Source organism: Bradyrhizobium sp. AZCC 2289 (genome assembly GCF_036924615.1).
Classification (GTDB): Bacteria; Pseudomonadota; Alphaproteobacteria; order Rhizobiales; family Xanthobacteraceae; genus Bradyrhizobium.
Genome location: NZ_JAZHRY010000001.1, coordinates 7045505 through 7067943, shown reverse-complemented (window position 1 = coordinate 7067943; position 22439 = coordinate 7045505). Strand labels below are relative to the sequence as shown.

24 protein-coding genes are annotated in these 22439 nt (G+C 62.5%); 7 read left to right on the top strand and 17 right to left on the bottom strand.

What is annotated here, in order from left to right:
• Positions 1-55: 55 nt before the first annotated feature.
• The 4 genes from V1289_RS33600 to V1289_RS33590 form a co-directional block, all read right to left on the bottom strand.
• A complete protein-coding gene (locus V1289_RS33600) occupies positions 56-463 on the bottom strand; it encodes a hypothetical protein (protein ID WP_334402492.1) in 408 nt (135 codons plus the stop codon).
• Between the two features lie 89 nt (positions 464-552).
• Entirely contained in the window at positions 553-2754 is a 2202-nt protein-coding gene (locus V1289_RS33595) for a hypothetical protein (protein ID WP_334402491.1), read from the bottom strand.
• Between the two features lie 143 nt (positions 2755-2897).
• Positions 2898-3080: a c-type cytochrome gene (locus tag V1289_RS49930; protein WP_442896211.1), complete on the bottom strand. Its 183-nt coding sequence runs from the start codon at positions 3078-3080 to the stop codon at positions 2898-2900.
• Positions 2996-3847: a c-type cytochrome gene (locus V1289_RS33590; RefSeq protein ID WP_334402490.1), complete on the bottom strand. Its 852-nt coding sequence runs from the start codon at positions 3845-3847 to the stop codon at positions 2996-2998. Before V1289_RS33590 ends, V1289_RS49930 begins: the two co-directional genes overlap by 85 nt.
• Before the next feature lie 152 nt (positions 3848-3999).
• On the opposite strand from V1289_RS33590, the gene V1289_RS33585 reads away from it, so the two are divergent.
• Positions 4000-4425 (top strand): cupin domain-containing protein, encoded by a 426-nt coding sequence (locus V1289_RS33585; RefSeq protein ID WP_334402488.1) that lies wholly within the window; start codon positions 4000-4002, stop codon positions 4423-4425.
• Between the two features lie 33 nt (positions 4426-4458).
• Here the strand turns inward: V1289_RS33585 and V1289_RS33580 are convergent, their stop codons facing one another.
• The 3 genes from V1289_RS33580 to V1289_RS33570 all read right to left on the bottom strand — a co-directional run bounded on the left by V1289_RS33580 (position 4459) and on the right by V1289_RS33570 (position 5955).
• Complete coding sequence (locus tag V1289_RS33580; protein ID WP_334402486.1) at positions 4459-4686, bottom strand: AAA family ATPase; 228 nt, start codon at positions 4684-4686, stop codon at positions 4459-4461.
• Positions 4656-4970, bottom strand: a complete 315-nt coding sequence (locus V1289_RS33575; RefSeq protein WP_334402484.1) for an AAA family ATPase — start codon at positions 4968-4970, stop codon at positions 4656-4658. Before V1289_RS33575 ends, V1289_RS33580 begins: the two co-directional genes overlap by 31 nt.
• A 145-nt stretch (positions 4971-5115) precedes the next feature.
• The gene (locus V1289_RS33570) at positions 5116-5955 is read right to left on the bottom strand and encodes an outer membrane protein (protein WP_334402482.1); all 840 of its coding nucleotides are present in this window, start codon (positions 5953-5955) and stop codon (positions 5116-5118) included.
• A gap of 386 nt (positions 5956-6341) precedes the next feature.
• Here V1289_RS33570 and V1289_RS33565 point away from each other — a divergent pair, with 386 nt between their 5' ends.
• A complete protein-coding gene (locus tag V1289_RS33565) occupies positions 6342-7688 on the top strand; it encodes a lytic murein transglycosylase (RefSeq protein ID WP_334402480.1) in 1347 nt (448 codons plus the stop codon).
• A gap of 62 nt (positions 7689-7750) precedes the next feature.
• Here the strand turns inward: V1289_RS33565 and V1289_RS33560 are convergent, their stop codons facing one another.
• Positions 7751-8779, bottom strand: a complete 1029-nt coding sequence (locus V1289_RS33560; protein WP_334402478.1) for a hypothetical protein — start codon at positions 8777-8779, stop codon at positions 7751-7753.
• A 305-nt stretch (positions 8780-9084) separates the two neighbouring features.
• Between V1289_RS33560 and V1289_RS33555 the strand changes: the two genes are divergently transcribed.
• From V1289_RS33555 to V1289_RS33535, 5 genes are all read left to right on the top strand, one after another.
• Positions 9085-9588: a DUF1993 domain-containing protein gene (locus V1289_RS33555; RefSeq protein ID WP_334402476.1), complete on the top strand. Its 504-nt coding sequence runs from the start codon at positions 9085-9087 to the stop codon at positions 9586-9588.
• 487 nt (positions 9589-10075) lie between these two features.
• Positions 10076-10282, top strand: a complete 207-nt coding sequence (locus V1289_RS49925; RefSeq protein WP_442896210.1) for an SDR family oxidoreductase — start codon at positions 10076-10078, stop codon at positions 10280-10282.
• A gap of 54 nt (positions 10283-10336) precedes the next feature.
• Positions 10337-10480: an SDR family oxidoreductase gene (locus tag V1289_RS33545; RefSeq protein ID WP_334402472.1), complete on the top strand. Its 144-nt coding sequence runs from the start codon at positions 10337-10339 to the stop codon at positions 10478-10480.
• A gap of 87 nt (positions 10481-10567) precedes the next feature.
• Positions 10568-11671, top strand: coding sequence for an alkene reductase (locus V1289_RS33540; protein ID WP_334402470.1), 1104 nt, complete (start codon positions 10568-10570; stop codon positions 11669-11671).
• A 185-nt stretch (positions 11672-11856) separates the two neighbouring features.
• The gene (locus tag V1289_RS33535) at positions 11857-12669 is read left to right on the top strand and encodes a tetratricopeptide repeat protein (protein ID WP_334402468.1); all 813 of its coding nucleotides are present in this window, start codon (positions 11857-11859) and stop codon (positions 12667-12669) included.
• 22 nt (positions 12670-12691) lie between these two features.
• Here V1289_RS33535 and V1289_RS33530 read toward each other — a convergent pair whose 3' ends face one another.
• The 9 genes from V1289_RS33530 to V1289_RS33490 all read right to left on the bottom strand — a co-directional run bounded on the left by V1289_RS33530 (position 12692) and on the right by V1289_RS33490 (position 22304).
• Positions 12692-13399 carry a hypothetical protein gene (locus V1289_RS33530; RefSeq protein ID WP_334402467.1) on the bottom strand — a complete coding sequence of 236 codons (708 nt, stop codon included), beginning with the start codon at positions 13397-13399 and terminating at the stop codon, positions 12692-12694.
• Positions 13400-13632: 233 nt separating this feature from the next.
• Positions 13633-15426: an ABC transporter substrate-binding protein gene (locus V1289_RS33525; protein WP_334402465.1), complete on the bottom strand. Its 1794-nt coding sequence runs from the start codon at positions 15424-15426 to the stop codon at positions 13633-13635.
• 73 nt (positions 15427-15499) lie between these two features.
• Positions 15500-15826, bottom strand: a complete 327-nt coding sequence (locus tag V1289_RS33520) for a DUF2160 domain-containing protein (RefSeq protein ID WP_309182981.1) — start codon at positions 15824-15826, stop codon at positions 15500-15502.
• Between the two features lie 12 nt (positions 15827-15838).
• Positions 15839-16645, bottom strand: coding sequence for a carbohydrate ABC transporter permease (locus V1289_RS33515; protein ID WP_334402462.1), 807 nt, complete (start codon positions 16643-16645; stop codon positions 15839-15841).
• Entirely contained in the window at positions 16645-17547 is a 903-nt protein-coding gene (locus V1289_RS33510) for a carbohydrate ABC transporter permease (protein WP_334402461.1), read from the bottom strand. Before V1289_RS33510 ends, V1289_RS33515 begins: the two co-directional genes overlap by 1 nt.
• Entirely contained in the window at positions 17547-18632 is a 1086-nt protein-coding gene (locus tag V1289_RS33505; protein WP_334402460.1) for an ABC transporter ATP-binding protein, read from the bottom strand. The genes V1289_RS33510 and V1289_RS33505 overlap by 1 nt, the downstream gene beginning before the upstream one ends.
• Positions 18619-19785, bottom strand: coding sequence for an ABC transporter ATP-binding protein (locus V1289_RS33500; protein WP_334402458.1), 1167 nt, complete (start codon positions 19783-19785; stop codon positions 18619-18621). The genes V1289_RS33505 and V1289_RS33500 overlap by 14 nt, the downstream gene beginning before the upstream one ends.
• A complete protein-coding gene (glpD, locus tag V1289_RS33495; protein ID WP_334402456.1) occupies positions 19782-21326 on the bottom strand; it encodes a glycerol-3-phosphate dehydrogenase in 1545 nt (514 codons plus the stop codon). Before glpD ends, V1289_RS33500 begins: the two co-directional genes overlap by 4 nt.
• 174 nt (positions 21327-21500) lie before the next feature.
• Positions 21501-22304, bottom strand: coding sequence for an outer membrane protein (locus V1289_RS33490; RefSeq protein WP_334402454.1), 804 nt, complete (start codon positions 22302-22304; stop codon positions 21501-21503).
• Positions 22305-22439: the final 135 nt, after the last annotated feature.

Below are 22439 nucleotides of genomic sequence, written 5' to 3'. Positions count from 1 at the left end.
GATCCGGCGGATTCGCACAGGAAATGCCCAACATGTGGAATGCAAAACGCGAACTCTACCGGGCCAGTCCGCGTTCGTAGCGATTGGCTTGCGCTGCGGTCATGACCGGCGCCGGCGATTTTTTGGCTATTGCGACAGCCGGCGCGATGGCGTTGGGCCCGTGCTGCCGCAGGATCAGGACATCGATATTTTGCGCCGCGATGTTTGCCGCAAAATCGTAACCGTCGAGGATGCGCGCGGTAACACGCGGCAGGGGGCCGTTAAAGGTGCCGGTCATGCGGGTGTCGAGCGCGTCGTTGCTGCGATATTGAAAGTTGAATTTCGCGCGCAGCGCGTCGAGCACCTCCCGAAGCGGCACATCGCGCGCGTCGATATGAACCGCATCCGGTTGCCCTTCGACCAGCACTTCCCCAAACGCCTGGTTGCCGCTGCCGGCGAGAAGCGCAACCAGGATCATCGGCAAAGCAACACGCCGGCATCGTAGCGCAAATGATCGTGACGGCCCCGAACTGCCGTTTTCACGCTCATCGGCGGATGGATGCCACATGAAGATCAGTGATGCTCCCGGTCGTGGTCATCATGGGCAAGGTCGGACACCCGATCGATGATCGCGCGGGCGCGGTGCACCAGCTGTTGTTCCTGGCGCTCGTTGATGGGCTGATTGTCGAAAGCGGCCGCATCCAATATCGGCTTGATCTCGGCGGCCAGCGCGTCACGTTGAGCCGTAATGTCGGCAATCTCGCCGAGGAACTTTCCGTAAGCGGCATCGTCGCTCAGGATCGAACGGTTGGCGAAGTGGAGGCTGTCGAGGCCGACCGAGCCGAGCGGCGCGTTGAGTTGCTTGTACACCTGCGCCAGCTCGAGGAAGTTCTCGCTCCGCCGCAGCGCGCGCGGCAGGGCGTGATCCTCGAGGAACTCGATCAGCACCCGGCCGTCGTGGGTGTAGTCGTCCTTCAGGCCGGCCAGCGCGACCATGGTCGGGCGAAGGTCGGTGTGATCCGAAAACACATGGTCGTCGCGTCCGGAGCGATTGACGCCGGGTCCAACCATGCCCATCCAGGTGCGCGTGATGTCCTTCTGCACGTCGCCGTGATTCCAGGCGAAGCCGGGACTCTCGCTGACGCAGGCAGGTGCCTGCGAACAGTCCTTGCCCTGCCCGGTCGATGCCGACGACGTCGTGTTGAAGTAATCGGGATTGCCGAACATGGTGAAGCTCGGCGAGCGCGCCGGGTTCGACGTGATCATGTGCAGAAGGCCCATTTCCGCCCGGTCAGCCAGGAAAGCGTTGAGCTTTTCGAGGCGGCCGGTGATCGGGCTCGTCACCTGCAGCGCATCGACATCGCGTTCCATGGTCCGCGTCAGCGGATCCGTCGGCCCCGGATTGCCGTGAATATAGAAGGTCGGGGCATCGTCGAAGTGGATATCGAAGGGCGTCGTATTGCTGCGCTGGGTCAAGAGCAGCCGATCGAGGAAAGTGGTGATCTCGCCGATCTGCGCATAGGTGCAGGGCACCTGAATGCCATCACAATTGGCCGGGCTCGGTGCGCCGCCGACGAAGTGATCGTTCTCGTCCGCGGTCACGAAGAACAGGGTGTTGTCCTTGGTGATGCCGTGGGCGGCAAGGCGAGCAAAAAACTTGCCGAAGGCGACGTCGTAGGCTTTCAGCTGCGCGACGTATTCCGCCTCACCCGCGCCGAAGGCGCGCGACGGACCCGGCAGATTGGTCGCGGGGTCCAGCGGCACCGGGTTCCGATCGTGCCCGTCAGCCAAATAGACGTAGACGACGGGTATGCCGGCTTCGAGCATGGTCGCGGCATAACCGAGCGACTGCTTGGCCACCGGGCTGAAGATGTTGGGGAAGCCGGGACGGCCGTAGGCGTCGGCAATGACCGCGCCATCGGTATCCCTGACGTTGCCGCTGCCGTCGCAACCGGCTGGCGCCGCCGCGCAAAGCGCCGGAGCCACATTCACGTTGCCGAACAGGGCCTTGAAGCCGGCATAGCCCTGTGGCTCGTCCGGCAGCGCATCGGCGCGGGCGTGGCTGTTGTTGCAGAGCTGGCTACCCTGCGCGCAATGCACGGCAATGCCGAGATAGTCGGTGTTCGGCGCCTGGCGCGCGGGCGCGTTGGCGGGCGTGCGCGGCAGCGCAAGTGCCGCCGAAACCGCCACGTCCTCGGGCGAGCCCGTCCCGAACACGGTGCGGACGTCGGCCGGCAGACTCTCGAATTCCATATTAGCGATCGAGAAAGCGCCGACGTCGCAGCCGGCACGGGTAAACGGCGCCCACGGGGCCGGAAAAGTCTTGCCGTTTTCATCGATCAGTTCCGGTTTGCCGTCGGCGCTGAGCGCGGTCCAGTAGAGAAACGAACTGGAGAAGCCGACGGAACCGTCGTTGCGGAAAAAGCCATAGCTGTTGGCGACCGGTACGCCCATGCGATCGCCATAGGCGCCGGTCAGCACGGTAAGAATGTCGGTCGCGGTGTGCGAAATCAGCGGCGTGTGATGATTGCCGCTTACAACACCGTTATTCTGCATGAAGTTGAGCAGGTTGGGCATCTGCTCGAGGTCCGACGGCACATTGGGATTGTCACGCCGCAGATGCACGTTGTCGAACTGGATGTGCACGACATGCTTGATGCGGTTGTCTGTGGATTGCAGCCCGCACGCGGCCTGCGCCCTCGCCGATCCTCCCACCTGCAGCCCTGCGCCGAGCAGCAACAGAATCGCGGTGCCGAAAATGCGTTTATGACGCATGGCCTTCTCCTGATTTTCAAATTGTTGCAAAGCCGATAGTACGCCGCGGAAGCTAATGGCCGCTCATGACATTCGATTGACACGCTATTGACGGCGGCGGGCCTATCGCATCCGGCGGAGGCCTACTCCGTTAGGCGCCGGCATCATTTGCTCGCTGACACGCCGTCAGGCGGCAATGAAGCCGCGTAGGCGGCGAGCGGGACCATATCTTCCAGCGTCATTTTTTCCACGACGGGTTTCATCAACTCGCTGCCGCTGCCGGCGCGCGCGCCGGACTTGAAATCATGGAGTTGGCGGACGGCGTAACTCGGCGAACGGCCGGCAATGGCGGGGATGCCGCCGACGCCAGCAAGGCCCGGGCCATGACAGCCCGCACAAGCTCCTTGCCCTTCTGGATGCTGCCGATCGGCACATAGGCGATGAAGCGCGAGCGCGCATCGCGGTTTTCGAATTGCGCGAGGTCCTCCGGGATTTCGATGATGCGGTTGCCGATCGGCTCGCGCTCGCCGGTTTTGGCGTCGGCCAGAAACCAGCCGGCGACATAGGTTTTCGGAACCGTATCGGTCTCGACCACCCTGATCGTCGCCCGCGGTTTCAGCGTGGCGAAATATTCCGCCGCGGCGCGAACCTCCTGGTCGGTTGCCGCCTTGGCGAGCGCGATCATGAGCTGCGGCGGGCCTCGCTCCGGAACGGACGTCTTGCGCAGGCCGTTCTTGAAATCCGCCATCTGCTGCCTGATGTAATCAGCCGAAAGGCCCGCGAGACTGGCATTCTCCGGACCGCCGGGGCCGTCCGCCCGATGACAAAAGCCGCAGGCGAACACATCGGGCTTTCGACCCGTTGCCACGACGGCCGGCATTGGACGGTGGTCGGCCGGGTGCCAGTCGGGGGCGAAAAACCGGTCGCGGGTCTGCGCCAAGCTGTATTGGACCGGACTGTCCGGCACCTGCCGCGGTTTGCCGTCATCGGGCGGCAGCTTGAAACCGGGCGGATTGACCGGATAGGCCCATTCCGGCGGACGATCCTCAGCCCAGGCATGGCCGGCGGTCAGCAGCAACGCGCATGAAAACCCCAGCAAAAGAAATGATCGCATGAAAAATCCCTACACCTGCCAACATTAAATGATACTTCCCGAAAAGAGTCGATCTGCAGTGGGCTGCCATCTATTGCCGCAGAGCGACGAACCACGCTTTGCGAATCCGCCCCACGCGCTATTGTTGCCCTCCCTCGTTGGATAAAATCGCCATGCCCGAAACCATCAATCTCGGCTCGCTGCAGTTTAATTTCCTGCAAAGCAAGGACGACACCGGCGGCAGCCTCGATATGTTCGAGATGACGCTGCAGCCGAATGCGCGGATGCCTATTCCGCATTATCATGATCGTTGGGATGAAACGATCTACGGACTGACCGGCACCTCGACCTGGCGGATCGACGGCAAGGATGTCGATCTGGGGCCCGGCGAGACCGTCTTCATCCAGCGCGGCGTCGTGCACGGATTCACGAACCGCTCGACCGGGCCGGCCAGTTGCCTCTGCGTCCTGAGCCCGGGTGTGCTTGGCCCGCAATATTTCAAGGACATGGCCGGCCTGCTGTCGGCCGCCGCACCCGATCCGGCCAGGATGAAAGAGACGATGCTGCGCTACGGGCTGATCCCGGCGCCGCCGTCCTGAGCGCCACGCGCCGGCGTCACCGCGACCGACCGATCAGGCCGTGTGAACGACGACGTTGAAACCCTCGTCGAGTCCCGGAGCAACGAAGTAGCGCATGAACTGATCGTACTCCGCATCGCTGACCTGGAACGGATGCGCGCCACCGGCATTGCGCTGGCGAAGCCGCTGCCTGCACACCGTGTTGGGAACGTCGAGGTGATGCAGCTCGTGGGCTACATCGGCCTGTACGATCAACGACCGCATCCATTCGCGATTGCGCACCGTGTTGGCCGGAAAATCCAGCACGCCGGAAAATCCAGCACGACGGAAAGGCCTTGCCTCAAGATATCGACGACGTGCGGCGCCATCGCGGCGCGAAGCCGCGCCGAATAGCGGCCATAGTCTTCGATGGTCTTCAGGTCATCGGCAAACAGTGTAGAGGTCCAGTGATCTTCGCTGATCAGTAGGGTCGCCGGGCGCGCGGCGAGGCGCAGTGCAAGGGTCGACTTCCCGGCCGCGATCTTTCCGCAGAGAAGATACAGGGTTGGTGCGTGGGCCGTGTTCATGCGCAAGGAGTATCACAGGCCGATTCTTTTGCGACCTCTCCTCCGCGCCGGTCGCCATCAAACCGCACAAAAAAGCCCCGGACGATGCCGGGGCTTTAGCTTGTCAGTCGCAGTCGGGAGATCAGTACTTCGATCAGTGCGTCGATCAGTATTTGGCGACGACCGGGCCGCCGAACTTGTAGTTGATGCCGACCCGGCCGATGTTCGATCGCAGGTTGACCGTATGGGTGAACACGTTGCTCGGGAAAGCGGTCGGAGTAACCAGATTGGTGCTGGTCGCGCTGGCCCGGCCGAGATCGACGTAGAGATATTCGGCCTTGATCGACCAGCCGTTCATCAGGGCGTATTCGCCGCCGGCACCTGCGGTCCAGCCATAGCGGGTCGTCGAGATCGCGGCGGATTCGCGGGCCGGGCCGAAGGTATCGGTGAAGAGGTAACTGGCCTTCACATCGGCGACGGCCAGACCGCCGGTGCCGTAGAGCAGGAGGGCTGGCGTGGCAAGGAAGCCGGCGCGGCCACGAAGGGTCCAAAGCCAATCTGTGGACTCCGACGAATTGACCGTGAAGGTGGACGGCGCGCAGCACGGGTAAAGTGCGGTGCCGGTGGACGATCCCCTGATCCCGAAATAATTGAAGTCGGTTTCGACGCCGAGCACAGCGTTACTGATCTGCCAGTTATAACCAGCGGTCGCGCCACCGGTAAAACCGGAGCGGTTGATGTTCTGGTTGCCAACCGTCCCAATCGCCGGGACGCTGGTGGCGGCAAAATATCCGAACGGAAACGGTGCGAAGACCGTCGAAGTGGTCACATTGGATTCATTCCAGGCACCGCCGGCATTCAAACCGACGTAAAATCCGGTCCAGTTATAGACCGGGGCGACCATAACGGGCGCCTTGCTATAGGTCCGGGGCGCAAGGTCGGCCGCCGATGCGGTGGCGGCGCCAAGCGCGACAGTGAATAATAATGCGGCAACGAGTTTTTTCACGAAAATCTCCAAATTGATGCGCCCAGTCTGTGAGCCCAAGATATGTCCCTCATCGTCAACCTAGCAGGATCGCTTGGTTCCGGCTGTCAACCGGGAACCACACGGCACGCGATACGGCGTCCTCGGGGGACAACTGTGGCGTCAGAGGTCGAATTGTTCCCGACCGTGGCCGATTGGTCACGCGCCGCCGGTAACCCTTTGTTAATATGAAAAGATTCCAGGAGCCCCGTTATCGGTCCTTAACATTCTGAGATTGCTGACGATTCATCCTTGAAACCCGCAAGTCCCTCGGCATCCCGCGCTGAAAGCCCGAACAAATGCGCCAAGCGTATCAGCTGTAGTATTGAAGGCGCGCGACTTCCCAGTCCCTTGAGCCGGTGAGATTGATGCGGACCTCTTCGTTTGGAATTCGAGTTGCGATCACAACGATTGCGGCATCGCTGGCATTTTTGTCCGCAGCGCCGGCACAGCCGGCCCCAGCCCCGGTTCGACCCGCAGCCACGGCCAAACCCGCGGCTCGAAGACCGCCGGGAATACCGACCCAAACCGCCACTGCCCCCTCCCCGCGCGCCGCCTCCTGCCATAACGGCGAAAGCTTCGACCGCTTCCTCACCGGGCTGAAAGCGCAGGCGGCCACTGCCGGCGTGTCGCAGCGCGCGCTGGCGGAAGCGTCCCCCGACCTCGTCTACGACCAGGGCATCGTCAACCGCGACCGTGGCCAGCGCGTGTTCGGGCAGGTGTTCACCCAATTCGCCGCGCGGATGGCCGCCGTGTACCGGATGCAGCAGGGCCAGGCCCGGATCAAAACCTATGCCGCGGCGTTCGCGCGCGCCGAGAAGGAATATGGCGTGCCGCCGGCGGTGATCGCGGCGTTCTGGGGTCTTGAAAGCGATTTCGGCGCCAACATGGGCAATCAGCCGACGCTGCGCTCGCTGGTGTCGCTGGCCTATGACTGCCGCCGCTCCGAGATGTTCCAGAACGAAACCATCGCGGCGCTCAAGATCATCGACCGCGGCGATCTCTCGCCCGCCGAGATGGTCGGCTCGTGGGCCGGCGAACTCGGCCAGACGCAGTTTCTGCCGACGCACTATTTCAACTACGCCGTCGACTATGACGGCGACGGCCGTCGCAATCTCCTGAGCAGCGCGCCGGACGTGATCGGCTCGACCGCGAACTACATCGCCAACGGCTTGAAGTGGCGGCGCGGCGAACCCTGGCTGCAGGAAGTGCGCGTGCCGCAGAATCTACCGTGGGAGCAAGCCGACCTCACGATAAAACTGCCGCGGTCGAAATGGACGCAGTTGGGCGTCACCTATCCGGATGGCAAGGCGTTGCCGAACGACGATATGCCCTCGTCGCTGCTGCTGCCGATGGGCCGCACCGGGCCGGCATTCCTGGCGTATGCGAATTTCGCCGCCTACACCGAGTGGAATAATTCGCTGATCTATTCCACCACCGCCGGCTATCTCGCGACCCGCATCGCGGGCGCAGCGCCGATGCGGCAGCCGTCGGCGCCGGTGGTGCAACTACCCTTCAACGAGATCCGCGAGCTGCAGCAATTGCTGGTGCGCGCGGGTTTCACCGTCGGCAAGGTCGACGGCGTGCTCGGCCAGCAAAGCCGAACCGCAGTGAAGACGATGCAGGTCAAATATGGTCTGCCCGCAGACTCCTGGCCGACCGCCGAACTGCTGGCGCGGATGCGCGGTGGGCCGCGTCCGGGCGCGATGAATTAAAGCTCCCTCTCCCCGCCAGCGGGCGAGGAGAGGCGAGCCGCGCGCCTATACCGGATTGTTGATCACATTCCCAGGGACGCCCAGCCGGACCACGGGCCCGCATGCGGCGCCTGTTGCCAGATGTGCCAGACCGCGCTGTCGGTGCCGCGCGCGAACACTTCCAGCCGCCCATCCGAATTATCGATCGCAACGGGATCGCTGGTGATCGCGCCGCCAAGCGAGGCCCAGCCCGACCAGGGACCTGCATGCGGCGCCTCCTGCCAGATATGCCAGAGCGCGCTGTCGGTGCCGCGCGCGAACACTTCCAGCCGGCCGTCGGAATTATCGACCACCGCCGGATCGCTGGTGATGACGCCGCCAAGCGAGGCCCAGCCCGACCACGGCCCGGCATGCGGCGCCGTCTGCCAGATATGCCAGAGCGCGTTGTCGGTGCCGCGGGCGAATACTTCGAGGCGCCCATCGGAGTTGACGAACACCTCCGGATCGCTGGTGATGATTCCACCGAGCGACGCCCATCCCGACCACGGTCCGGCATGCGGCAACGTCTGCCAATTGTGCCAGAGCGCGTTGTCGGTGCCGCGCACGAACACCTCGAGCCGTCCGTCGGAATTGACCGCCACGGCCGGATCGCTGGTGATGCCGCCGCCGAGGGTCGCCCATGACGACCACGGCCCGGCATGCGGCGCCGTCTGCCAGATGTGCCAGAGCGCATTGTCGGTGCCGCGCGCGAACACTTCCAGCCGCCCGTCGGAATTCAGCGCGGCCACCGGATCGCTGGTGATGCCGCCGCCGAGCGAGGACCATGCCGACCACGGTCCGGAGTGCGGCACCATCTGCCAGATGTGCCAGAGCGCGTTATCGGTGCCGCGCACGAACACCTCGAGTCGTCCGTCTGAATTGTCGATCGCGGCGGGTTCGCTGGTAAGACCGCCGCCGAGCGATGACCAGGTCGACCATGGTCCCGCGTGCGGCGCCTCCTGCCAGATATGCCAAAGCGCCTTGTTGGTGCCGTCCCCGAAGATTTCGATTCTCCCGTCGGAGTTACGGGTGACGGCTACGGCGTGCGTCAATGCTGCAGCTTGATCGGTCATGAATGTTGTCCTTCTGGTTTGTGAAAATCTCCTCAACTCAGGATGGTGCTTTTCTCACGCGTCGACCCCAGCGGACTGTGAGAAGCTTCACATTGGAAGCGCTATGAACAACACGTGATCGGCTGGCGATATCTGGAGCGATCGGTTGAAACGGTGCGATGCAAGGCCGGACAAAGACATCGCGGCGAGAGAATATTTGACCAGGTCAAACCGCGTTTAAGAGTTGTAATTCATCTCCAGCCGCCCCACTTCGAGCAGCGTTACCCTGCACTGAATGAAATTCCACAACACGAAAAGAGAATCAGATGTCTTTCTACGACGCCACCGTTCCGGCCTTCCTCCAGATCCTCGGCAGCCTTTCCGGCCTGCTCGCCAAGGCCGAAGCGCATTGCAAGGCCAAGAACATCCAGCCCGACGTCCTGCTCGGCGCGCGGCTTTACCCGGACATGCTGCCGCTGACCAAACAGATCCAGATCGCCTGCGATTTCGCCGGCAAGAGCTGCGCCCGTCTCACCGGCAGCGAAGTGCCCACCACGCCCGATACCGAAAAGACGTTTGAGGAATTGAAGCAGCGGCTGGCGAAGACGATCGACTATGTGAAATCGTTCAAGCCGGCGCAGTTCGACGGCGCCGACGCCAGGGACGTCACCTTCCCGATCGGACCCAGCAACAGCATGACGCTCAGCGGCCAGCAATTCGTCTCACGCTTTGCTTTCCCGAATTTCTACTTCCATGCCGCCACCACCCACGGCATTTTGCGCCATAACGGCGTGGAGATCGGCAAGCGCGATTTTCTCGGCGTGAGCTAAAGACTCGCTGTCATTCCGGGGCAGCCCGCAGGGCTGAACCCGGAATCTCGAGATTCCCCGATGCGCAATTGCGCATCTGAGGTCTGGTCCTTCGGACCATCCCGGAATGACGAAGTCAGAGATTCCCGTCATTGCGAGGAGCCAACGGGTCCGGCCTTTGGCCGGCCCGATGATAAACTCCGCGACGAAGCAATCCATTCTTGCTTCGTGACCGTATGGATTGCTTCGCGGAGTTTATCATCGGGCGCGCATTCGCGCGACCCGTTGGCTCGCAATGACGGAATACAAAGAACAAAAGCCGAGGGAGTAAACCCTGTCCACCACCACGCACGCGCCGAAACAGATCGATCCCTCCGCCTCGCTGCACGCGGAATCGCTGGGCCTTGCCAGGAGCCACGGCCGGCTCGAAGGCCGCCGCATCATCGTGGTCGGCTCCGGCCAGCGCAAAATCATCGATGAGGAGCCGCCGATCGGCAACGGGCGGGCGATGTCGGTGTTGTTCGCACGCGAAGGCGCGTCGGTCGCCTGCATCGACATAAACAGGGAGGCCGCCGACAACACGGTGGCGCGGATCACATCCGAAGGCGGCAAGGCCTTTACCGACGTGGTCGACGTTTCCGATGTCGCCGCGATCGCGCCCGCCGTGGAGCGCTGCGCCAAACAAACTCGGCGGCCTCGACGGGCTGGCGCTTAACGTCGGCATATCCTCCGGCCTGTCGCTGCCAGCCGCCGGCGGACCGACCGCGCGGTGACAGTGCCGTTCGGCCGCCAGGGCACCGGCTGGGAGGTCGCCTATGCTGCGCTGTTCCTGATTTCGAACGAATCCTCCTACGTCAACGCGCACACGCTGTTCCTCGATGCCGGCCACATGGCCGGGATCGTGCGCAGCTAATCTGCACATCCCGAATGGCTTGGGCATTGCGCTTGCCGCCGCAATGCACAAATCTCCTGGGTCAGTCACTTCCCTTGGAAAGAACAAATGAGCCAACCGATCAAACTGTTCGAGCCCTACAAGCTTGGCCCGCTCACGCTGCCCAACCGCTTCGTGATGGCGCCCTTGACGCGCAACCGTGCCGTTCCTCCGGGCATGGTGCCGAGCCCATTGGCGGTGGAATATTACGCCCAGCGGGCCTCGGCAGGCCTCCTGATCACCGAAGCCAGCCAGGTGTCGCAGCAGGGCCAGGGCTATCAGGACACGCCCGGCATCTACTCAAAAGAACAGGTCGCAGGCTGGCGCAAGGTCACCGACCGCGTGCATGAGCGCGGCGGGCGCATCTTCATCCAGATCTGGCACGTCGGCCGCGTCTCGCACAATTCGCTGCAGCCAAATGGCGGCGCACCGGTCGCGCCGTCGGCGATCCGCGCCAAGGGCAAGACGTTCGTCAACAACAGCTTTACCGACATCTCTGAGCCGCGCGCGCTCGAGCTTTCGGAAATTCCAGGGATCATCGAAGACTTCAAACGCGGCACCGCGAATGCGCTTGCGGCCGGGTTCGACGGCGTCGAGATCCACGGCGCCAACGGCTATCTGCTCGACCAGTTCGCGAAAGACGGCAGCAACAAGCGCACCGATGCCTACGGCGGATCGATCGAAAACCGGGCGAGGTTGATGCTGGAAATCTCGAAAGCCGTCGCGGCGGAAGCAGGGGCCGAACGGACCGGCATCCGGATTTCGCCGGTGACGCCGGCCAACGATGTTTCCGACTCAAATCCGCAGCCGCTGTTCGACTACATCGTCGATCACCTCAACGCGCTGAAGCTGACTTACATCCACGTCATCGAAGGCGCCACCGGCGGTCCGCGCGACGTCGCGCCGTTCGACTATGCTTCGCTGCGCAAGCGCTTCAAGCAGGCCTATGTCGCCAACAATGGCTACGACTTCGAACTGGCGACCAAGGTCCTCGCCGCCAACGAGGCCGACCTGATTGCGTTCGGAAAACCGTTCATCTCAAATCCCGACCTGGTCGAACGCCTGCAGAAGGGCGCACCGCTGAACGCGTTCGACAAGGCGACGTTCTACGGCGGCGGCGCCAAGGGATACACGGATTATCCGACGCTGGAAGCGGCGGAGGCGGCGCAGTAACGGCTCTCGGCGTCATTGCGAGGAGCGTAGCGACGAAGCAATCCACTCTTTCCTTCACGATGGATTGCTTCGCTTCGCTCGCGATGACGGAAGACAGAGGCCGGGATTCGTTCCCGGCCTTTTTCGCGACGGCTCACGATCGGCCTTGTCTTGCAGCGGCGTTGTTTTGTTTTAATGTGTTCGAGATGAGCAAGCACACCGCCGAGGAAGTCGTTCGCAGGGCTACGACGGCCTTTAATTCCGGCCGACCCGACGAGGCGCGCAAGCTCTGTGAAGAAGGATTGGCCCGCCAGCCCCGCGATCCCATGCTCAATCACCTTCTTGCTGCGGTGCTGTTCTCCAGCGGCGAGGTTCAGCCAGCCCGCGCGCATGTCGAGACAAGCCTTGCCCAGCAGCCAGCAAATGCGGCGGCGCATCTGCTCGCCGCCCGTATCGCCCGCGCCGCGGGGGATTTTGACGGCGCGCTGTCGCATCTCGATCGGGCCATCGCGCTTGCGCCGCAACGCGAAGCGTTCCTGGAAAAGGCGCGGACGCTCGACCAGGCGGGCTTGCGGCCGCAGGCACGCGCCGCGTGGCGGGCCATTCTGGAAGTGGTTCCAACAAACACCGAGGCCGCGGCGCGGCTGGGACGATTGGCATGGGAGGACGGCGACCATGCCGCCGCCGCGACCTTGCTCGAACGCGCCGCGAAAAATGACGCTCCGGCGTCCGTCTGGTTCGATCTCGGCCTCGCGCGCCAGGATTTGCGTGACCCCAACGGCGCCGTCACCGCCTACCGCAAGGCGCTGGAAAAAAAGCCCGACCATGCCGAGGCCGCGCTCAATCTCGGCGTCGTGCTGCAGGAGAAAGGCGATCTCGACGGCGCGATGCGCGCCTACGCCGAAGCCTATCGCCTGCGCCCCCAAACATTCGGCACGATCGCGATGGCGCTGACATCGGCGCCCCACGGCCGCCTGTGGCTCGACGAGGCATCGCTGCGCCGCTCACTTGGCGGTTAGCTGGCGTGTCAGCTTTTCGGGATCATGCCCGCCCTCGCCGCGCGCGAAAATGTTTGCGGTAAACGTTGGGCGTGGCCAGCACGTCCGCAACGGTTTTTGAATAGGCCTCCCTGTGCGCCTCATCGAAACTCTCGAACACGAGTTGCGGCGTGGCGCGCGGCACCGCGAAGCATTGCGCCACCGGCGTGCCCTTGGGCAAGACCCCCGAAAAATCGGGCTGGGTCCAGATCGCCGGGAAATTGATGCCGCCGTCGTGGAAGCGGTCGGCATCGACTAATCCGGAAATCAAGTGAAACGGCAGCTCATCGCGATTGACGGGATGGGTCGCAAACAGCGACCAGCCTGGCTCAACCTCGATGGTCCAGAAACTGTTGAACTTGATGGCAGCTTGCGTGCCCTCGGCAAACGGCGCGCCCGCAAGCTGCGCGGCGACGTGAAAGCTCAACGGCGCGCGCGGATGCCCTGAAGTGGCGGGTTCCGGAATATCCCAATTCCAGGAGAACGCGCCGCGATCGACCACGACGTCGCAGGGTAACAGGACCATGACCCCATAGGCCATCGCATCGACGAAGGGCGGGCATTGCTTCACGGTACGGATGTCGCGGCCGTGGATTTCTGAATGCGCTTTCGAAGGCATGGCGCGGAGCCAGTCGGGCAGCGCGGTACGCGCCGCAACCGGCCGCGGCAGATGATCGGCAAGCTGCGGATCGCAACGGAAGATCATGCGCATGGTGGAGCTCCCAGAGTCGCGCCGATATGGTGCCGATGATAGCCGCCATTGCAAAGAAAAAAGGCCGGGATTGCTCCCGGCCTCTCGTTTTTCTCTCCGTCATGCCCGGCCTTAGCAGTCTGCTTTGCGCAGACTGCGTAAACTTGTCTGCGATGCCGGGCATCCACGTCTTGCTTCTCAATGTAAGTCGTGGATGGCCGGGTCAAGCCCGGCCATGACGATATCGGGAGAACTCAGTTCGAAGCGCGCTTCGGCGGCGAGGCCGGCCACGACTTGATCAGCGTGTCGTAGTCGACGGTTTCGCCCTTCGGCTTCTCGTTTGCCAGCTTGCGCTGGGGCGCGATGTTGCCGTCCTTGGCCGACTTCGCGAACCAGTACTCAGCCGATTCCTTCTTGTTCAGCTTCGGTCCGCAGGCGCCCTGGACGCCGGATTTCTCCAGACGTTCCATCACCGAGTCCTGCGCTGCGGCGAGCGAGTCCATCGCGGCCTGTGGCGTCTTCGCACCCGACGACGCATCGCCGATGTTCTGCCACCACAATTGAGCAAGCTTCGGATAGTCAGGCACGTTGTTGCCGGTCGGGGTCCACTGCACGCGCGCGGGCGAGCGGTAGAACTCGATCAGGCCGCCGAGCTTCGGCGCGCGCTCGGTGAACGACTTGTCCCAGATATCGGACTCACGGATGAAGGTGAGACCGACATGGCTCTTCTTCAAGGACACCGTCTTGGAGACGATGAACTGCAGGTAGAGCCAGGCCGCCTTGCGGCGGTCGACCGGGGTCGACTTCAGAAGCGTCGCCGAGCCCACGTCCTGGTAGCCGAGCTTCATGCCGTCTTTCCAGTAGGAGCCGTGCGGCGACGGAGCCATGCGCCACTTCGGCGTGCCATCCGCATTCATGACGGCAATGCCCGGCTCCACCATGTTGGCGGTGAAAGCCGTGTACCAGAAGATCTGCTGGGCGATATTGCCTTGCGACGGTACCGGACCGGATTCGGAGAAGGTCATGCCTTGCGCCTGCGGCGGAGCATATTTCTTCATCCAGTCGAGGTACTTGACAATCGAGTAGACCGACGCCGGACCGTTGACGTCGCCGCCGCGTTCGACGCTCGAGCCGACCGGACGGCAGCCTTCCATGCGGATGCCCCATTCGTCGACCGGAAGACCGTTCGGGATACCCTTGTCGCCGTTGCCGGCCATCGACAACCACGCGTCGGTAAACCGCCAGCCCAGCGACGGATCCTTCTTGCCGTAGTCCATGTGGCCATAGACCCGGACGCCGTTGATCTCCTTGATGTCGTTGGTGAAGAACTCGGCGATATCCTCATAGGCCGACCAGTTCACGGGAACGCCGAGGTCGTAGCCGTACTTGGCCTTGAACTTGGATTTGTAGTCGGGGTTGGAGAACCAGTCGTAGCGGAACCAATAGAGGTTCGCGAACTGTTGGTCGGGCAACTGGTAGAGGTGCCCGTTCGGCGCCGTGGTGAACGACTTGCCGATGAAGTCGTTGACGTCGAGCATCGGGTCGGTGACGTCCTTGCCTTCCTTGTCCATCCATTCCGTCAAGTCGACGGCCTGACCGTAACGGAAGTGGGTTCCGATAAAGTCCGAGTCGTTGATCCAGCCGTCATAGACGTTCTTGCCGGACTGCATCTGGGTCTGGATTTTCTCGACGACGTCACCTTCCTGGATGATGTCGTGCTTGACCTTGATGCCGGTGATTTCCTCGAAGGCCTTGGCAAGGGTCTGCGATTCATACTGGTGCGTGGTAAGGGTTTCGGAGACGGCGTTGATCTCCATCCCCTTGAAGGGAGCGGCGGCCTTGATGAACCACTGCATTTCCTTCATCTGGTCGTCCTTGGACAGCGTCGAAGGCTGGAACTCGCTGTCGATCCATTTCTTGGCGGCAGCTTCGTCCGCACGCGCCGGCGCAGTGATCGCAGCCGAGGCTGCCATCAGCGCGACCGTGCTTGTCATCATCAAGACGCGGGTCCTGGTCATGGGTCCCTTACTTCTCTCAAAGTGTCGCATGTTGTTTCCTCCGTTGCAGCGACAAACATATATTCAGGCCCGGGTTGCCCCCGGATCTGCTCTTTTTCGCTGCTCAGACGGTGCGGAAGATCGCAACGGCCGAAACAAGCGAAATCACGGTGGCGAGCCACAGGCTCGACAATTCAATCCCCTCTCCGACCGGAATCGTCACGATTGTGTCGGTACCGACCAATCCGACCCACAACAGATGGATCACGGCGGTCATAATCAATGAAATGAACAACCGGTCGCCGCGCGTGGTCGGAATGCGCAGGATCCCGACGCGTTCGGCTTCGGGATAGGCAACCGCCAGCCACGTCATCACACCCAGCGTCGACGACAGCAGCACGAAGAAGATCGCGGTCGGGAGTGTCCAGGCCATCCATGCGATGTTTTCCATCTGATGCCTCCTCTAGACCCGGCCGAGCGCGAAACCGCGCGCGATGTAATTGCGGACGAACCAGATCACCAGCGCACCGGGGATGATGGTCAGGGTGCCGGCTGCAGCCAGCAATCCCCAATCCATTCCGGCCGCGGAGACGGTCCGGGTCATGACCGCGGAAATCGGCTTGGCGGCCACCGAGGTCAGCGTGCGCGCCAGCAGCAATTCGACCCAGGAGAACATGAAGCAGAAGAACGCGGCGACACCGATGCCGCTTGCGATCAGTGGCACCAGGATCTTGACGAAGAATTTCGGAAACGAGTAACCATCGAGGAACGCGGTTTCGTCGATCTCGCGCGGCACGCCGGAGACGAACCCTTCCAGGATCCAGACCGCCAGCGGCACATTGAAGATGCAGTGCGCGAGCGCGACCGCCCAGGGCGTATCGAACAGATTGATCGCCGAATAAAGATTGAAGAACGGCAGCGCATAGACCGCGGCCGGCGCCATCCGGTTCGACAGCAGCCAGAAGAACAAATGCTTGTCGCCGAGGAAGCGATAACGCGAGAACCCGTAGGCCGCGGGCAGCGCGACCGAGATCGAGATGATGGTGTTGATGACCACATATTTCAGCGAATTGATGTAGCCGGAATACCAGCTTTCGTCGGTGAAGATCCGCATGTAATTGGCAATGGTCGGCTGGTGCGGCCACAACGTCATGGTCGAGACGATCTCGTAATTGGTCTTGAAGCTCATATTGACCAGCCAGTAGATCGGCAACAGCAGGAAGATCAGGAAGGCCGAGATGATGATGCGGCGGCCGGGAATCGAATGCATCACGCGACTCCCTGCTTTTGCGCGCGCTCGGCGCCGGCGTTGGTCATGACGGTGTAGAATATCCAGCACACGATCAGGATGATCAAATTATAGACCAGCGAGAGTGCTGCGGCCTTACCGAGGTCGAACTGCCCGAGCGCGATCTTCACCAGTTCGATGGACACGAACGTCGTCGAATTGCCGGGTCCGCCGCCGGTCACCACGAACGGCTCGGTGTAGATCATGAAGCTGTCCATGAAGCGCAGCAGCACGGCGATCAGGAGCACGCGGTTCATCTTCGGCAACTGGATCGCGGTGAACACCGCCCAGCGCGAGGCGCCGTCGATCTGGGCGGCCTGGTAATAGGCATCCGGGATCGATTTCAGTCCGGCGTAGCACAACAGCGCGACCAGGCTGGTCCAGTGCCAGACATCCATCACGATGACGGTGGCCCAGGCATCGAAGTCGTTGGAGACGTAGTTGTAGTTGATCCCCAGACCGTTGAGCGTGTAGCCGAGCAGCCCGATGTCGGGACGCCCAAAAATCTGCCAGATGGTGCCGACCACGTTCCATGGAATCAAAAGCGGCAGCGCCAGGATCACGAGGCAGGCCGCGACGCTCCAGCCTTCGCGCGGCATCGACAGCGCCACCACAATTCCGAGCGGCACCTCGATCGCAAGGATCACCGCCGAGAAGAACAAATTGCGGCCCAGCGACGCCAGGAACCGGCCGCCGAGGTCGGTGGAGGGATCGAGCAATTCCTTGAACCAGCCGACGCCGTTCCAGAAGAACTGGTTGTTGCCGAAGGTATCCTGCATCGAATAGTTCACGACCGTCATCAACGGCAGGATCGCCGAGAACGCCACCACCAGAAACACCGGCAGCACCAGGAACCAGGCCTTTTGGTTAATGGTCTTGTCCATCAGGCAACCCCCTCGACCAGAACGCTGTCGGCATAGACGTGAACGTGGCCGGGATCGAAGACCAGTCCGGCGGTGTTGTCGGGGATCGAGAATCCCGGCGGCACGCGCGCGTTAAACTTGGTATCGCCGACGCGGACGCGGGCGAAGCGGATGCGGCCGAGGTCGTCGATGCGCTCGATGGTGGCCGACAACAGGCCCGATGCCGGGGCTGCGACATCGACAAATTCCGGCCGCACGCCGATTTCGATCTTGGCGCTGGATGGCAAGACGCCGTAATTACGATGCAGGCCGATGACGTGGCCGTCGATCCGCGCCTCGCGTCCACTGACTTCCGCCGGCACGATGTTCATGCCGGGCGAGCCGATGAAGTAACCGACGAAGGTGTGCGCCGGCTTGTCGAACAGTTCCGCCGGCGTGCCGCTTTGCACCACGCGGCCGTCATGCATGACGACGACGGTGTCGGCAAAGGTCAGCGCCTCGGTCTGGTCGTGGGTGACATAGATCATCGTCAAATCTAGTTCGCGATGCAGCGCCTTCAGCTTCGAGCGCAACTGCCATTTCAATTCGGGATCGATCACGGTCAGCGGTTCGTCGAACAAGACGGCTGCGACATCAGAGCGGACCAGGCCGCGGCCGAGCGAGATCTTCTGCTTGGCGTCCGCGGTCAGCCGCGTCGCCTTGCGCTTCAGATAGGGCGTGAGATCGAGCAGGTCGGCGATCTCCTTGACGCGCGCATCGATGTCGGCTTTCGGCACGCCGCGGTTCTTCAAGGGGAATGCGAGGTTCTGCCCGACCGTCATGGTGTCGTAGATCACCGGAAACTGGAACACTTGCGCGATATTGCGCTTCTGGGTTGACAGCGGCGTGATATCGGCACCGTCGAACAGGATTTTTCCGCGCGACGGCGTCACAATCCCGGAGATCAGGTTCAAGAGCGTGGTCTTGCCGCAGCCGCTGGGGCCGAGCAGCGCGTAGGCGCCACCCTGCCGCCAGGTCATCGAGATCGGCTTCAGGGCGAATGATTCGGGAGCGGCATCGTTGCCGCCGTAGGAATGCGCGAGATCGACGAGGTCAATGCGGGCCATGCGGAATCTCCCTCACATCGCCCGAGCTGTTTTTTGACGCGTTTTCTTCACGCGAACCGCTACGCACTTCGCTTGAAAACGCTTTGGGCGCTGCGACCAGCCGGTCGGCCGCGTCGAACACAAAGACATTGTCGGGATTGAGCGCGGCATCGAGCACGTGGCCCGGCTCGAACTCGTGCACGCCATGCAGCACCGCGACCCAGTTCGACGCACCGCGGTTGAGATGCACGAAGCTTTCCGAACCGGTGATTTCGGTCACGGTCACCGTGGCCTGGAACGCATGGCGGCCGGCGATGCCGTTGGCCACCTCCAGTTGATGCGCGCGGAAGCCGACGCGATAGGGACCATCGGCCAGACCAGCATAGAGCCCGGCGGCTGGCGCCTTGATGCCGCCGGCATATTGCACAAAGCCGTTCTTCTTTTCGATGCCGACGATATTGAGCGGCGGATCGGAGAATACCTGCGCGACGCGCAGCGTATCGGGGTGGCGATAGACCTTTGACGTGTCGCCGGCCTGCAGGACCTGGCCTTCCCACATGCAGACGGTGTCGCCGCCGAGCAGCAGGGCTTCCGAGGGCTCCGTGGTCGCATAGACGAAGATCGCGCCGGAGGCTTCGAAGATGCGCGGCAATTCGGTGCGCAATTCCTCGCGCAGCTTGTAATCGAGATTGGCGAGCGGCTCGTCGAGCAGCACCAGATCGGCGCCCTTGACCAGCGCGCGCGCGATCGCGGTGCGCTGCTGCTGGCCGCCGGACAATTGCAGCGGCGTACGCTTGAGATACGGCTCCAGCCTCAACAGGCTTGCCGCCTCCTGCACGCGCTTGTCGATTTCATCGCGCGGCTTGCCCTGCACCCGCAATGGCGAAGCGATGTTCTCATAGACGGTCAGCGAGGGATAATTGATGAACTGCTGATAGACCATCGCGACCGAGCGCTGCCGCACGTCGAAACCGGTGACGTCCTTGCCGTCGACCAACACGCGGCCCGTGGTCGGTTTGTCGAGTCCGGCAAGCAGCCGCATGATCGAGGTCTTGCCCGAAAGCGTGGGTCCCAGCAGCACGCTCAGCGTGCCGCGATCGAGCGTCAGCGAGACGTCGCGGATGGTCGGGATGCCGTCCACCGTTCGCGTGACGTTTTCGAGCGTGACGCTCATGTCCGTCCTCCCGCTTCACGCAAGGGACGTTCGCCGGAAACGCGATGAACAGCGATCCATTCGTCGAGCGCGGCGATTTCGCTGGCCGACAGTCGCAGTCCCAGCTTGGATCGCCGCCATACGATGTCTTCGGCGGTGCGGGCCCATTCATTCGCCATCAGGTACCGGACTTCGCTTTCCGTCAAGGTGGCGCCGAACGACTGGCCGAGATCGGCCATCGATTTCGCAGTGCCGAGCACTTTGCTCGCGCGGGTGCCGTAGGCATGTGCGAGCCGGTTGGCGTGCGCTGTCGGGAGAAATGAATATTTGCGCACCAGTTCGGCCGATAGCGCCGCGACCGCCGAGACGTCGATATCGCCGCCCGGCAGCGGCGATTTGCCGGTCCAGCCTTCGCGCGCCTTGGCGCTGCGCAGATAGGGTGACAGCCGCTCCAGCGCCTCTTCGGCCAGGCGGCGATAGGTCGTGATCTTGCCGCCATAGATCGACAGCAGCGGCGCGCCACCAGGGGTATCGAGTTCGAACACATAGTCGCGGGTGGCCGCCTTGGCGTCGCTGGCGCCGTCGTCATAGAGCGGGCGGACGCCGGAATAGGTCCACACCACGTCCTCGGACAAGACCGGCTTGGCCAGATACTCGCTGGCGGAAGCGCAGAGATATTCGATCTCTTCGCTCGAGGCTTTTACCTTCGCCGGATCGCCATCGTAATCGCGATCGGTGGTGCCGATCAGCGTAAAGTCGTCCTGGTAGGGAATGACGAAGATGATGCGGCCGTCGGCGTTCTGGAACATGTAGGCGCGGTCATGCGCGTAGAGTTTTCGCACGACGATGTGCGAGCCCTGCACCAGCCGCACTTTTGCCCGCGCGTTGACGCCGGCACCGGATGCCAGCACGTTCTCGACCCAGGGGCCGCCGGCATTGACCAGCGCCCGCGCCTTGATGGTTTGCCGAACGCCGCTTGCGGCGTCCTCGACCGTGACCTGCCAGATGCCGTCTGCCTGCCGTATCTCGACCGCGCGCGTGCGCGTGTGGATTTCGGCGCCGCGATCGGCCGCGTCTCGTGCGGTGAGCACGACCAGCCGCGCGTCATCGACGAAGCAGTCGGAATATTCAAAACCTTTGACGTACCGATTTGGGATCAGCGGCTTTCCCACCTCGTCTTGGACGAGATCGACCGAACGCGTCGGCGGCAACAGATTGCGGCCGCCGATATGGTCGTACAGGAACAACCCGAGGCGGAGCAGCCAGGCTGGGCGCAATCCTGCGTGGTGCGGCAAAACGAAACGCAGCGGGCGGATGATATGGGGCGCGATCTGCCAGAGAATTTCGCGCTCGATCAGGGCTTCGCGGACCAGCCGGAACTCGTAATATTCGAGATAACGCAGGCCGCCATGCACGAGCTTGGTCGACCAGGACGACGTCCCGCTAGCCAAGTCGTTCATTTCACAAAGGAAAACAGAGTTGCCCCGGCCCGCCGCATCGCGCGCGATGCCGCAGCCATTAACGCCGCCTCCAATGATAGCGAGGTCGAAAACTCGATCCAAAAGACGCTTCCCCCGGCGATCGCCTCTTCACTTCGGCGATTTTACTTTCGGTTTGGATTAAATCACAAACAAAAACGAAAGCAAGGCGAAAACCGAATCCCCGGACCCAAAGCCCGCATGAAAAAGCCCCGGACGATGCCGGGGCTTTGGATTTTCTGAAACTTCAGCGGGAGATCAATACTTCGCAACGACTGGACCGCCGAATCGGTAGTTGATGCGCGCGGTGACCATGTCGACGTCCTGGTGGATGCGTTCATCGTGGTTCAGCGCAGCGATAAAGGCCGGATCATAGGTCAAGCGAACGTCGCGCTCGCCCATGAACAGATGATCGTATTCGAGCGCGAGCGACCAATTCCGGTTGAACGCATACTCCCCGCCGATCCCGACCACGCCACCCCAACGGGTTTCGCTGCCGCGGTCCGAGATAAAGCCGGCGGGCAACGCAACCTGAGGCGCGGTCAGGAAACCTTCGTACTTGTCGTGCGCGACCGCCGCACCGCCCTTGACGTAGAGCAGGAACGAATTCCAGGAGTAGCCGACCTGACCGGTGAACAGGCCGATGGCATCGATCTTGGTGCGGTTGCCAAAGCCCGCCAGGAGATCGATCTGAGACGCATTCGAGCCGGTCAGATCGGCCCAATTGCCTTGCGCTTCCAGGCCGAACACCCAGGCGGCGCGCTGCCAGCGATAGCCGACCTGGCCGCCGGCGGTCGCACCGCTCGCGGTATGGCATCCTTCGGGACCTGCGATCGTAAACGGCGGAACGAAAACGAGATCGATGGTGAACGGCACCGCATCCCAGCACTTGCGGCTCCACGCGCCGCCGCCATTGGCGCCGACATAGAAGCCGCTCCAGTCATTGGCCGCGACAGCCACGGGAGACGGCGCCTTGGCGTAAGGACGGGCCGCAAGATCGGCGGCCGAAGCGCCGACGACGCTGGCCGCAAGAATGGAGACAGCACCGGCAAGTCTGTTCACGCGCGCCCCCTTTGTGCCCAAAAAGTTTGGATCAAGTGACTTTGGATCAAATCACATTGAAATCGCGACCAATCTAGTCGAGTTTCCGCGCGAGCCGTTATGCCCCGCGAGCAACACAAGCAGCTATTCGGGCAA

What these genes read in the sequence shown, in the direction of transcription:
- V1289_RS33595 (WP_334402491.1), bottom strand. Translation starts at nt 2,754, where the DNA reads ATGCGTCATAAACGCATTTTCGGCACCGCGATTCTGTTGCTGCTCGGC.
- V1289_RS33590 (WP_334402490.1), bottom strand. Translation starts at nt 3,847, where the DNA reads ATGCGATCATTTCTTTTGCTGGGGTTTTCATGCGCGTTGCTGCTGACC.
- V1289_RS33585 (WP_334402488.1), top strand. Translation starts at nt 4,000, where the DNA reads ATGCCCGAAACCATCAATCTCGGCTCGCTGCAGTTTAATTTCCTGCAA.
- V1289_RS33575 (WP_334402484.1), bottom strand. Translation starts at nt 4,970, where the DNA reads ATGAACACGGCCCACGCACCAACCCTGTATCTTCTCTGCGGAAAGATC.
- V1289_RS33565 (WP_334402480.1), top strand. Translation starts at nt 6,342, where the DNA reads ATGCGGACCTCTTCGTTTGGAATTCGAGTTGCGATCACAACGATTGCG.
- V1289_RS33560 (WP_334402478.1), bottom strand. Translation starts at nt 8,779, where the DNA reads ATGACCGATCAAGCTGCAGCATTGACGCACGCCGTAGCCGTCACCCGT.
- V1289_RS33555 (WP_334402476.1), top strand. Translation starts at nt 9,085, where the DNA reads ATGTCTTTCTACGACGCCACCGTTCCGGCCTTCCTCCAGATCCTCGGC.
- V1289_RS49925 (WP_442896210.1), top strand. Translation starts at nt 10,076, where the DNA reads ATGTCGGTGTTGTTCGCACGCGAAGGCGCGTCGGTCGCCTGCATCGAC.
- V1289_RS33540 (WP_334402470.1), top strand. Translation starts at nt 10,568, where the DNA reads ATGAGCCAACCGATCAAACTGTTCGAGCCCTACAAGCTTGGCCCGCTC.
- V1289_RS33535 (WP_334402468.1), top strand. Translation starts at nt 11,857, where the DNA reads ATGAGCAAGCACACCGCCGAGGAAGTCGTTCGCAGGGCTACGACGGCC.
- V1289_RS33530 (WP_334402467.1), bottom strand. Translation starts at nt 13,399, where the DNA reads ATGCGCATGATCTTCCGTTGCGATCCGCAGCTTGCCGATCATCTGCCG.
- V1289_RS33525 (WP_334402465.1), bottom strand. Translation starts at nt 15,426, where the DNA reads ATGCGACACTTTGAGAGAAGTAAGGGACCCATGACCAGGACCCGCGTC.
- V1289_RS33520 (WP_309182981.1), bottom strand. Translation starts at nt 15,826, where the DNA reads ATGGAAAACATCGCATGGATGGCCTGGACACTCCCGACCGCGATCTTC.
- V1289_RS33515 (WP_334402462.1), bottom strand. Translation starts at nt 16,645, where the DNA reads ATGCATTCGATTCCCGGCCGCCGCATCATCATCTCGGCCTTCCTGATC.
- V1289_RS33510 (WP_334402461.1), bottom strand. Translation starts at nt 17,547, where the DNA reads ATGGACAAGACCATTAACCAAAAGGCCTGGTTCCTGGTGCTGCCGGTG.
- V1289_RS33505 (WP_334402460.1), bottom strand. Translation starts at nt 18,632, where the DNA reads ATGGCCCGCATTGACCTCGTCGATCTCGCGCATTCCTACGGCGGCAAC.
- V1289_RS33500 (WP_334402458.1), bottom strand. Translation starts at nt 19,785, where the DNA reads ATGAGCGTCACGCTCGAAAACGTCACGCGAACGGTGGACGGCATCCCG.